Origin of the sequence: Teichococcus deserti (assembly GCF_001982615.1) — a bacterium.
Classification (GTDB): domain Bacteria; phylum Pseudomonadota; class Alphaproteobacteria; order Acetobacterales; family Acetobacteraceae; genus Pseudoroseomonas; species Pseudoroseomonas deserti.
Genome location: NZ_MLCO01000032.1, coordinates 21,207 through 31,882, shown reverse-complemented (window position 1 = coordinate 31,882; position 10,676 = coordinate 21,207). Strand labels below are relative to the sequence as shown.

12 protein-coding genes are annotated in these 10,676 nt (G+C 65.4%); 11 read left to right on the top strand and 1 reads right to left on the bottom strand.

Features of this window, described 5'->3' with window-relative positions:
* The 5 genes from BKE38_RS31780 to BKE38_RS05235 all read left to right on the top strand — a co-directional run.
* The coding region (locus BKE38_RS31780) for a hypothetical protein (protein ID WP_207553496.1) at positions 1-384 on the top strand (384 nt) is incomplete at its 5' end.
* Complete coding sequence (locus tag BKE38_RS05250) at positions 384-2,294, top strand: toprim domain-containing protein (RefSeq protein WP_083747308.1); 1,911 nt, start codon at positions 384-386, stop codon at positions 2,292-2,294. The genes BKE38_RS31780 and BKE38_RS05250, both read left to right, overlap by 1 nt.
* Positions 2,291-2,653 (top strand): hypothetical protein, encoded by a 363-nt coding sequence (locus BKE38_RS05245; protein WP_076956317.1) that lies wholly within the window; start codon positions 2,291-2,293, stop codon positions 2,651-2,653. The genes BKE38_RS05250 and BKE38_RS05245 overlap by 4 nt, the downstream gene beginning before the upstream one ends.
* Positions 2,653-3,090: a hypothetical protein gene (locus tag BKE38_RS05240; protein WP_076956316.1), complete on the top strand. Its 438-nt coding sequence runs from the start codon at positions 2,653-2,655 to the stop codon at positions 3,088-3,090. Before BKE38_RS05245 ends, BKE38_RS05240 begins: the two co-directional genes overlap by 1 nt.
* A 353-nt stretch (positions 3,091-3,443) precedes the next feature.
* Positions 3,444-3,644 carry a hypothetical protein gene (locus BKE38_RS05235; RefSeq protein WP_076956315.1) on the top strand — a complete coding sequence of 67 codons (201 nt, stop codon included), beginning with the start codon at positions 3,444-3,446 and terminating at the stop codon, positions 3,642-3,644.
* A 453-nt stretch (positions 3,645-4,097) separates the two neighbouring features.
* Here BKE38_RS05235 and BKE38_RS31300 read toward each other — a convergent pair whose 3' ends face one another.
* Entirely contained in the window at positions 4,098-4,310 is a 213-nt protein-coding gene (locus BKE38_RS31300) for a hypothetical protein (protein WP_131829491.1), read from the bottom strand.
* Between the two features lie 428 nt (positions 4,311-4,738).
* Here BKE38_RS31300 and BKE38_RS05230 point away from each other — a divergent pair, with 428 nt between their 5' ends.
* The 6 genes from BKE38_RS05230 to BKE38_RS05205 all read left to right on the top strand — a co-directional run bounded on the left by BKE38_RS05230 (position 4,739) and on the right by BKE38_RS05205 (position 10,673).
* Positions 4,739-5,527 (top strand): hypothetical protein, encoded by a 789-nt coding sequence (locus BKE38_RS05230; RefSeq protein WP_076956314.1) that lies wholly within the window; start codon positions 4,739-4,741, stop codon positions 5,525-5,527.
* 119 nt (positions 5,528-5,646) lie between these two features.
* Positions 5,647-6,363 carry an HNH endonuclease gene (locus BKE38_RS30335; protein WP_083747307.1) on the top strand — a complete coding sequence of 239 codons (717 nt, stop codon included), beginning with the start codon at positions 5,647-5,649 and terminating at the stop codon, positions 6,361-6,363.
* A 9-nt stretch (positions 6,364-6,372) separates the two neighbouring features.
* Positions 6,373-6,936, top strand: coding sequence for a hypothetical protein (locus tag BKE38_RS31775; RefSeq protein ID WP_076956312.1), 564 nt, complete (start codon positions 6,373-6,375; stop codon positions 6,934-6,936).
* Positions 6,851-8,794, top strand: a complete 1,944-nt coding sequence (locus tag BKE38_RS05215) for a phage terminase large subunit family protein (protein ID WP_076956311.1) — start codon at positions 6,851-6,853, stop codon at positions 8,792-8,794. Before BKE38_RS31775 ends, BKE38_RS05215 begins: the two co-directional genes overlap by 86 nt.
* A gap of 39 nt (positions 8,795-8,833) precedes the next feature.
* Positions 8,834-9,094 carry a hypothetical protein gene (locus BKE38_RS05210; RefSeq protein ID WP_131829490.1) on the top strand — a complete coding sequence of 87 codons (261 nt, stop codon included), beginning with the start codon at positions 8,834-8,836 and terminating at the stop codon, positions 9,092-9,094.
* Position 9,095: 1 nt separating this feature from the next.
* A complete protein-coding gene (locus BKE38_RS05205; protein WP_083747305.1) occupies positions 9,096-10,673 on the top strand; it encodes a phage portal protein in 1,578 nt (525 codons plus the stop codon).
* Positions 10,674-10,676 lie beyond the last annotated feature (3 nt).

Sequence of the window (10,676 nt, the reverse complement as noted above, 5' to 3'; positions counted from 1 at the left end):
CCACCGCGGCGCCGCGGTGGCTCGAAGCCCGACGAGGAAACCCTGCTGGCCGTGGTTGACGCCTGGAACGACAGCGTCCAGGGCACGATGCCGAAGGCCCACGGCCTGGCGAAGAAGGGCCGGCCCGAGCTGATCGCCAAGGCGCTGGCGAAGTCGCACGGGGACGTCGGCGCCCTGCGGGACCTGTTCCGGGCCTGCGCCGCCTCGCCTCACCACCGCGGCGAGAACGACCGCGGCTGGGTGGCGACGCTGGACTGGCTGCTGAACCCGAAGACCCGGGACGAGAAGGCCGAGCTCTGGGACGTCGACTGGGACCAGGCCCTGGCGGCCCGCGAGGCGGCCGAGGACCTGCCGCTGCTGCACGGCGCCGGGGGCTTGCACTGATGGCCCGGCGGATCGACGGGCGGCCGTTCGTCGTCGGCGACAGCCTGGCGGACATCTTCGCCGAGGCGGGGATCCAGCTCGGGCGGACGCGGCTTTCCCCGGGCCGGGACGCCAAGGTCGGCTGCCCGGCGTGCCAGGCCCGGGACGAGCTGAGCCTGTCGGTCAAGCTCGACCAGGACGGGCAGGGCGCGACCTGGCACTGCTTCCGCGGCAAGTGCTCCGGATCGTGGATCGTGCCCGGTTCCGGCCGGATCGAAACGGGCGAGCGGCGCCACATGCCTCTAGATTCGACTCCGACGCTCCGTGAGCGGCCTCCAGTGGTCGCGCCGACCCTCGACCGCGCAGAAGACCAAAAACGCCCTGACGGGCTTCTGAGACTCTTTGCGGCCAGGGGCATCTCCGAGGAGACTTTGGCCGCTTTCGGGGTCTACGGGACCACCCGGAACTGGCCTCAGCTGGACGAGGCGGGGAAGCCGCTGAAGGACGGGGAGGGCAAGCTGCTCTGGGGCCCGGCGCCGACGATCGTCTTCCCCTACCAGTGGCAGGGGGAAGTGGTGAACCGGAAGTTCCGCTCCGACCGGAAGCAGTTCCAACAGGATCGGGATGCGCTCCGGACGCTGTTCAACGCCGACGCCATCAAGACTGCGGACGAGGTGATCCTGGTCGAGGGCGAGATGGACGTGCTGGCGTGCTGGGAGGCAGGCTTCCGCCAGGTGGTCAGCCTGCCGGACGGAGCGCCGTCGAAGCTGCTGGACGAGGGCGACCTGAAGCGCCTGGACGACCAGCGTTATGACGCGCTCGAGACCTGCGCCGAGAAGCTGGCCGCAGTCCAGCGGATCCTGATCGGCACCGACATGGACATGCCCGGCGGCTATCTCGCGGAGGAATTTGCCCGGCGCCTGGGGCGGGTGCGGTGCTGGCGGGTGACCTGGCCGGATGGCTGTAAGGACGCCAACGACACGCTGCTGAAGCATGGCCCCGAGGGCGTCCAGGCCGCAGTGGCTGCAGCCTGCCCTATGCCGCTTGAGGGCATCTTCGACATGCGGGATGGCTGCCTGCATGAGTTCCTGCACAATGGCCGCGAGCCCTCAGGCCTGACCGCGGGCATCGGTGACCTGGACGAGATCGCCCGGCTCCCCGCCGGCGGCGGCTGGCTGACGATCGTCACCGGCATCCCGAGCCACGGAAAGTCGAGCCTCCTGCGGACTTGGCTGATCTGCACCGCGCTGCGCAGCGACCTGGGCATCGTCTGGTGCAGCCCTGAGGACAATCGGCCCGAAGTGCTGGCGCTGCGGATCTGCTCGGTTCTGCTGAACCATCCGATGAAGGCGGCCGGCGGCTACGTCCCCGAAGCTCTGCTGGCGAAAGCGCAGGACTGGGTCCGGCGGAAGGTGACGTTCCTTTGGTCCGACAACCCAGACACCGAGATGACGCTCGAGTGGGTGCTGGCCAGGGCCGAAGAGGCCAAGCGCCGCTTCCCGCGCAACCTGCTGGTGCTCGACCCGTGGAACGAATTCGAGCACCAGTTCACCCGGCACGAGAGCGAGACCCAGTACACCGGGAAGTGGCTGCGCAAGCTGAAGGCCTGGGGCCGCGCCGAGGGCATGGGCATCCTGATCGCAGCGCACCCGACCAAGCTGCAGAAGGATCCAAAGAAGGGGGTCTACCCAGTCGCAGACGGCTACGACATCAACGGTGGCGCCAACTGGTTCAACAAGGCTGACCTCGGGCTGACCGTCTACCGTCGGGACGAGGGCTATCCCGAGGTGCACTGCTGGAAGGCGCGATACGACGCTTTCGGCAAGCGCTATGAATTCGCCCGCCTGAAGCTGGACCCTCGGAGCGGCCGCCTGGCCAGCACGAGCAGCAGGGACGCGGCCCACTCGAACATGGAAGACCGGCACGCATGACCGACCGCATCCCGGCGGCAAAGGCCTTGATCGGCTTCAACCTGAATGCCGCGCATCGGGTGAAGGACTGTTTCGTCATCCTGGACGAGCGGGGGGAGGAATGGGTCCGCACCGGCGGCCCGGCCTGCTGGCGCAACGCGCAGATGACCTATGGCGCCTGCTTCAGCGACTGGCTGAAGGGCGGGCACGACATGACGCCCGAGTGGGTCTTCAGCGAGATGATGGCCTTCTACGGCTTTGCGGACAGCTCCGTCGCCGAAGAGGCGCTGAAGCAGTTCGGCAAGATCGAGGAATGCGGGTGGGCGCGAGCGATGATCCCGTCCCAGACCAGCAAGCGCGTCCAATGGAGGATTGCCTGATGACCTTCGGCAACATGAGCCTGGCGGAAATCCAGGCGAACCCGGTGGCGGCTATCCGTCAGTGCATGGAAGATGAGCCGCTCCTCCATGGGGGCGGTGTGGCCGACGCTTTCTATCTGAAGCAGTATGGCCGCGACGCCCTGGCCATCAACCGGCAGGAACTCGAGGGGCCAAAGGGTGTCGCTCAGGTTCTGCGAGCTGCGGAGTTCATCGCGGTGGCGCCCCGTCGAGCCACAGTGAATCTGAGGCGGTCCTGCTATGGCTGGAAGCACGTCGCCGAGCGATGGCACAAGGCCCGCTTTCCCGGGAAAGACTACTACATCGGCGAAGGCTCTTTCCTCGTCGCCTGTTGGGCAATGGGGGTTCTGGTCAAACGACACAATACTGCCGGCTACCAAGTCGGGTTGGCTGAGGCAGCGCGGGAGTTGGTCGCGTGAATACCGGCCGTGAAAAGCTGCGGCCGGCGCCACTAGCCGCCAGTCCCCTGACCGTCGTCGCGGGCGTGGTCGACCTGGGGCAGGGGCCTCGCCCCTACTGCATGACCGATGGTGAGCGGGATCAATTCCTGGCTTCCGCTGAGGCAAGCGACATCGCCGGGGCGATTACGCGACCCACCGGCGACCCTGAAGATCGTCGGCAGCGTCGGCCCGGGGAAGGGGACGCGGCCGGCTGGGATGCTTTGCAACGGGCGGCAGCCTACGAGCTTGCCCGGTTGTGGCGAGCGGCACTCCCAGTCCGCGGCTTCCCGAAAGGATATGCAGGGGCTCCAATCGGCCGAGGAAGCGTCGACGTGGACGAGGGCCAGGACGCACAGGAAGCCTGGAACGGCTACTGCGCTGCTATGGAGGACGTACGGCGCCTCTGCTCGGCCAAGCATGAACAGGCCCTTCGCATGGTCGTCGTCTACGAAGAGCCTTCACGCTTGGCGACTGCTTGGCTCGTGCGGGAAGCACTTGCCCACCTCGCCAATTTCTGGCGCTTGAAAAAGTAGTTGACGGCGATTCAACGGCCAACTACTTCAAGGGCGTGGCTGGGCACAGTTGCGTCCAGATTTTTGAGCCTCGGCATGCGCCGGGGCTTTTTTTATTCGGTACGGCGGTACAGAGCTACAGCCAATGCGCATGGCCAGATCGGCCTGCGGCCGTAGGGCGAATTGCACCTTTGGCGGAAGATGATCGATCGCGCGATGCAACAGCCCGATCGCTTCCTCTGCCCTAATATTTCCCCTCGCCACTAGTTCCTGAACCTCGTGGACGAGGGCCTTCGCAGCGGAAATCACCGCTGTGTCAGCCTTAACCACGGCACATCCTTACGTTTCGTCCCTGTGTGACGCAATGATACAACTTGCGGGCTCTCTGGGAAGTACGAATCGGGCCAAATTTGCGTTAGAAGCAAGTGCTCATGTCTGGGCTCTCACGCCACGGGGGGCTGCTTGGCAGACGCCTTAGGAGGGGCGGCTAGCCTGCTCGCGCCGCGCCCATGCGGCCTGTACTTCAAGCCGGAGTAGTCTTCGATCTTGTGGGGGAAGATGATCGATTGCTCGATGGAGCAGCGGGAAAGCATCTTTGGTGCTGATCCGCCCGGACGCGACCATGCTCTCGATTTCCCGCACCAGGGCCTCCACCACTCCTCTCGCATCAACCGCGGGGTCGGTCATGCCAGTTTTCCTGCACGCTCCTTCAGCGCAGGATGAACTTTCTAAGCCGGAGCTTGCCACTCCTGATTGACGATTCGGGTCATCCACAATCTGTGAGCCTCGAACCTCAAGAGAGGTTGGGCTCCGACAGGCAGTCCAGCGATCGCTCGATCTAGGAGGTGGGAAGCCGCTGCCGGCAGGACGTCTCCCTGCTGTACAAGGCTACTGACAGCGTCAACCATGGCGCTGGCTACGTCCTGCATTACGTCTGAATGTTGAAGATCAGTCTCTTGAAACATGAATCCCTCCGGGGGGGTGAGATCAGGTAAGAGCCCAACCTAACCACCCGTTACGGTCTAGACACGACTGCGTGAGCGTCATCTTGACAAACATACGTTAATACCCAACCCGCGTCGTCGGTAGGTTAGGGCATTGAGGACAACAGCTTCATGCTCCGATCCACCTACTCGATCGACGTCCGCCAACTTCAGGAAGCTGTCAGGTTGGTCAGGTCCAGGGCGCAGTATGCGGCGACCAGGGCGGCCACCAAGACCGCCTTCGACGTCCGGGATGCTCTGCGCAAGCAGATCGAGACGACGTTCTTCAAGCCAACCCGCTTCGTCATCAACAATGTCCGGGTGACCCAGTACGCCAAGAAGGCCCAGCCTGAGGCTGTGGTCGACATCGCCCGCACCTTCGGTGTTCGTGGTCGGCAGGTCGAGGACATCTATCGGACGCAGATCTTCGGTGGCACGCGCCAGCCCAAGCAGGCCGAGATCCGCATCGGCCGCCTCTCCCCTGGCGGCCAGTCCATCTACATGATGCCGGCCCGCTTCGCTCAGTATGACAGCAACGGCAACCCCAACCGGGGCGAGCTGACCCTGATCCTGTCGCAACTGGGTGTGCTGAACCGAGGCGACAACCGGGCGGCTCGCAAGGCTCGCCGGAGCCGGAAGGCAAGGACGCAGTACTTCGTCATCTGGGGTTCGGGTCAGGGCTTCAACTCGTCCGGCTCTGACCTTGCCCCCGGCATCTACCGTCGGAACGACGCCGGCCGAGCCCTGCCGGTCTACATGTTCATGAAGGGTCCGCCGAAGTACCGGAGGCGGCTGGACTGGTTCGGCACCGCCGAGCGGACGGTGCGGGCCAGCGCCCCCCGGCACTTCCGGGAGGCCATGGCCCGGGGCAACCAGCCCGCCAACGACCTGCCGGCCGAGGGTGCGAGCCAGGCGGCCTGACCCCAGGCAGGGCGGAGGGGGGCCACCCCCTTGGGTCCTTCCTGCTCAAAATCTGTGCGCAGGGGTTCGATCCGTGTCACGCGCCTTGGGTCAGGGCCGCCCCGGAGGTTCCGCCGCCAATGGATCTTGCGACCTGCACCGCCTGCGGGGTCGCGAAACCGAGGGCCGGCTTCTACCGGAACGCATCCAAAGAGAACGGACTGCAGTCTGAGTGTAAGAACTGCCGAAAGGCACGCTACGTCCGCCACGCCTACTGCTACCCGAAAGCGCCTGCGCCGTGTGATTCCCGCGTCTGTGGCGGGTGCCGGGCCGAATTTGTCGTTGCGCCAGGTGGCCACGCCCTCTGTCAGCCGTGCGTCTATCAGAAGCGCGCCGCGCTGCCGAATGCCAAGGACCGGCAGCGCCGCAAGGCCAAGGCCTCCTACGAACGGCACAAGGAAAAGGTTCGGGTGGCGGTATACGCGCGCCGGCATGCCGAACCTGGCACCCTCTGCGCCGAAAAACGCGCCCGTGCTGACCGGATCGCCGCACAGACCAATGGAACGCTGACGAAGGACGTCATCCGGCAGATCTTTGGCGCCGCGAAGGACTGCCCATACTGCCTGGCCCGCCTGCACTGGTCCGATAAGACCCTGGATCATATCATCCCGCTGAAGCTGGGCGGCATCCATGGCGTTTCAAACGTGCTGGTGTGCTGCCGAACGTGCAACACGCGGAAGAATGCCAAGCCGCCAGATCGATGGCTAGCGCAGATCAGGATGGATCATGGAGAGGCCGCCTTTGGGGCGGCCTTTCTGATTCTTGGGCCTGCTGTCGAGGCCATGAACGCGGCCTGAAGGGCTGAAATGGACGTCTGGGATGAAGTGGTCAGCGCATCCGTGCTGGCCCGGGGCTTGGGCATATCTGAACGACGCGTCCGCGAGCTGAGGGATCAGGGCGTCATCCCTGACCAAGCCGGCAAGTACCGTCTTGGCGACGCCGTTTTGGCCTACAGCAATCACAATCGACCTGCTTCGGGAAAGGCTGCCGGCGGCGGGTCCGAGGCGGCAGAAAGTCTCGACGCCGCCCGCGTCCGCCTCATCAATCTGCAAGCCGACGCCCGCGAGATGCTGAACGCTCAGATGCGGGGTGAAGCGGTTCTGGCCGAAGACCTGGAGGTCGTGGTCGGCGCCATCGTCGACGGCGTCCGAGCCCGTGTCCTAGCCCTGCCCACCCGTGCCGCCCCTGTGGTGCTGGGATTGCCCGGCCTCGCCGAGGTCCGCGACAAGCTGACGGAGCTGGTGCATGAGGTCTGCGGAAATCTCGCCGCAACCGAGCTCAGTGATGCCGTCAAGGATCGCGCTCGGCGTCGGGCGGGCCGCGGCGCGGACGGGGACGAGGATTCTGCGGAGGCTGGCGCCTCCTCCTAAGCTGACCGTCAGCGAGTGGGCTGATCAGCACCGCTATCTTTCGGCTGAGGCGTCTGCCGAGCCCGGCAAGTGGGACACGGGCCGCGCAGAGTATCAGCGGCAGATAATGGATGCGATCTCCGATCCTCGGGTCGAGATGCTGGTGGTGATGGCCTCTGCCCAGGTCGGCAAAACCGAGATCGTCAACAACCTCTGCGGCTACCACATCCACCAGGACCCGGCTCCGATCCTGGTCGTGCAGCCGTCAGTTGAGATGGGCGAGACGTGGAGCAAGGACCGCCTGGCGCCGATGCTGCGGGACAGCCCCTCGCTCAAGGGGCGGGTGGCGGATAGCAAGAGCCGGTCCTCCGGCAATACGGTGCGGCACAAGACCTTCGCCGGAGGCCATCTTACGGTCACCGGCGCTAACTCTGCGGCGGGCCTAGCATCCCGGCCCATCCGGATCCTTTGCTGCGACGAGGTCGACCGCTACGACACGTCGGCGGGTTCTGAAGGTGACCCGGTTAACCTAGCCGTCAAGCGCACCGCCACCTTCTGGAACCGCAAGATTGTCTTGGTCAGCACACCGCTGATCGCCGGCCAGTCGCGGATCGAGCGGGCGTTCCTAGAGAGCGACCAGCGGCGGTTCTGGGTTCCCTGCCCGCACTGCGATCATGGTCAGGTCCTCCGCTGGGCCCAGGTGAAGTGGGACAACGCTGACCCGAGGTCGGCGCGATACCAGTGCGAGGGCTGTGAGCAATCCTGGTCAGACGCCCAGCGGTGGGCATCGGTGCGCAAGGGATGGTGGCAGGCTGAGGGCGAGTTCCGCGGGATCGCGGGTTTTCACCTCTCAGAGCTCTACTCGCCCTGGCGAAAGCTGTCTGAGACGGTGGGTGACTTTCTCAAGGCGAAGAACAGCCCGGACCTGCTGAAGACCTGGATCAACACCGCCCTCGGAGAGACCTGGCAGCAGAAGGGCGAGGCGCCCGAATGGCGCAGGCTTTACGAGCGTCGCGAGGACTATCGGCCGGATCGGGTTCCGGCTGATGCTCTGGTGCTCACGGCTGGCTTGGATGTGCAGAAGGATCGCGTCGAGATTTATGTCTGGGGCTGGGGTGCCGATCGGCAGTCTTGGCTGGTCGACCTGATCGTCATCCCAGGGAATCCTTTCAACGGGGACGTTTGGGATCAGGTCAGCGAGGTCGTGCAGCGCTCCTGGGTGCATGAGAGCAGCGCCGAGATGCGGCTGATGAAGGTCGGTGCAGATACCGGCTTTGCGACGACCCAGGTTGAGGCATGGGCGCGTCGGCACGCCGGCGTTGTGATCCCGGTCAAGGGTGCCACGAGCCATGGCGCCCCAGTGTTCGCTTGGTCTGGCGTCCGCGACACAACCGCAGGTGGCAAGAAGCCTAAGCGCGGGCTGCGGCTCGGCATGGTGGGCGGCCACCTGATCACCATGGAGCTCTACGGCTTCCTGGCGCTGGACCCACCGACCGACGAGGAGAAGGCGGAAGGGATCGCCTACCCCGCCGGCTACGTCCACCTCAATGGCTTAGCCAGTGAGGAAGTCTGCAAGCAGATGGTTGGCGACCAGTGGCTCGAGGAGAAGGGCGAATGGAAGGCAGTACATGCGCGGGAAGCGCTCGACTGCTGGAAGTACGCCCGAGCGGTGTGCTCCGCGGTCGGCATGGATCGCTGGGCACCGTCTAGATGGCGCGCGCTGCGGGCCTCGTTTGGGGTGCCGGTCATTGAGGCGGCTGCGCAAGCTGAGGCGGAAGAGCCGGCTAGTGGTTTTGAGCCTGGCCGCCCGATGCCGGCCCATCTGACGCGCGTCAATGCCGCACTGCGCCCCGCGATCCGCAGCCGCTGGATGGACTGACTAAGCCGCTGCCGCGGCGATAGCTGATTGGAGGCCGCCATGGTGAACCTGACCCCCGAGCAGGTGCAGGCGGCCCTCTCCAGCAAGCTCCTCGCGCTGCGTGATGCGGAGGATCGCCTGGCGAGTGGCGTGCAGCAGGTTCGGCATGCCGATACGTCGTCGATCACCTACCAGGATGCTGAGGTGCAGCGGAAGGTGGTGGCGGATCTGAAGGCCGATATCGCCGCCCTGTGCCGCCTCTCAGGCCAGGGCCCGGGCCGCGTTCGGCAGGTCTACTACACCAGCACCAAGGGTCTCTGAGATGGCTTCTTGGTGGCCCTTCGGCCGGGCGGAAAATGACCGAGGGCGCGTCTCGGCCGCCGTCTCGTCCCCCGTCGTCGGCCCAGGCTATGGCGCATCGGGGCTTGAGGCTGGTGCTGCGGCCCGGCGGCTCCGGAACTTCCGACCGGGGCCGGCGCACGTCAACACGCTGATTGCGGCCGCCGGCGCTACGGTGCTGCAGCGCGCTCGCTGGCTGACCCGCAACAACGCCTATGCGATCAACGCCGCAGATTGGTGGGGCAACCGCGTCGTTGGTGCCGGCATCACGCCATCCTGGACCGGGGTAAGCCCCAACCAGAAGAAGGCGCTGCGCCAGGCTTGGAACGACTGGACTGATGAGGCCGATGCTGAGGGCCTCACCGACTTTTACGGCCTCCAGCGCCGTGCGGCTCGGGAAATGTTTATCGCGGGCGAGGTCTTCTTTCGGATCCGATATCGGCGGCCGGAGGACGGTCTGTCCGTCCCCATGCAGCTTCAGATGCTGCCGGCCGAGATGCTGGATGCGAACGACAACAGGGTTCTGGCTGGCGGCAACGTAGTGCGGCAGGGCATTGAGTTCGACCGCATTGGCGGCCGAGTGGCCTACTATTTTTGGCGCCAGCACCCGGCAGATTCGACCGAATTGCGCGCCGAGCAGGGCCAAAAGATCCGGGTCCCGGCTAACGAAGTGCTGCACATCTTGGATCCCGTCGAGGCAGGTCAGATCAGGGGGCTCAGCCGCTTCAGCAACGTGACGGCTAAGCTGTTCACCCTGGATCAGTACGACGACGCCGAATTGGAGCGTAAGAAGACGGCGGCATTGCATGCTGGCTTCATCACCCAGGCCGAATCCGATGGGAGTGAACTCCCTGTGGCCGGGGTTGACCCGTCATTCGGCTCGCTGGCCGGGCCATACGGAGACGACGTCGCTGTCGCATCTCTCGAGCCGGGCGCCATGTCGGTCCTGCGGCCCGGTGAGTCGGTCGTTTTCAGCGCGCCGGCCGACGTTGGAGGAAACTTCGAGGCCTTCCAGTACCGCACCCTACTGGCGATCGCGTCCGGCCTTGGCGTCCCCTACTTCGCGCTGACTGGCGACACGAACAAGGCGAACTACTCGAGCCTTCGGGCCGCCCTGGTCGATGCCAAGGGGCGCGTGGAGGCTTACCAGTGGTCAGTGATGATCTTCGGCATGTGCATGCCGGTGGTTCAGGCCTGGTTGACACAGGCGCTGCTCACTGACGCCGTCCGCGGCGTGTCACTGACCACCTACACGCGGTCGCGCGCCAAGTTCCGCAGGGTTCGCTGGATGCCTCCGCCTTGGGCCTGGGCGGACCCCCTCAAGGAACTGCAGGCCGAAGTCTTGGCCGTCGAGAAGCTGTTCAAGGCGCCCTCCGACGTCATGGAAGCTAACGGTTTCGACGCCGAAGAGACGGATCAGCGCACGGCAGACGACCAGGCACGCCAGCGACGTCTTGGGATCGCTCCAGTAGGCCAGAATCTGCCGCCGGCGCCCGATGATGACCCCGTCCAGGGCGACGAAGACGGCCAGACGCGGCGCGTTCCGCCGGAAGAGGAGTAACCA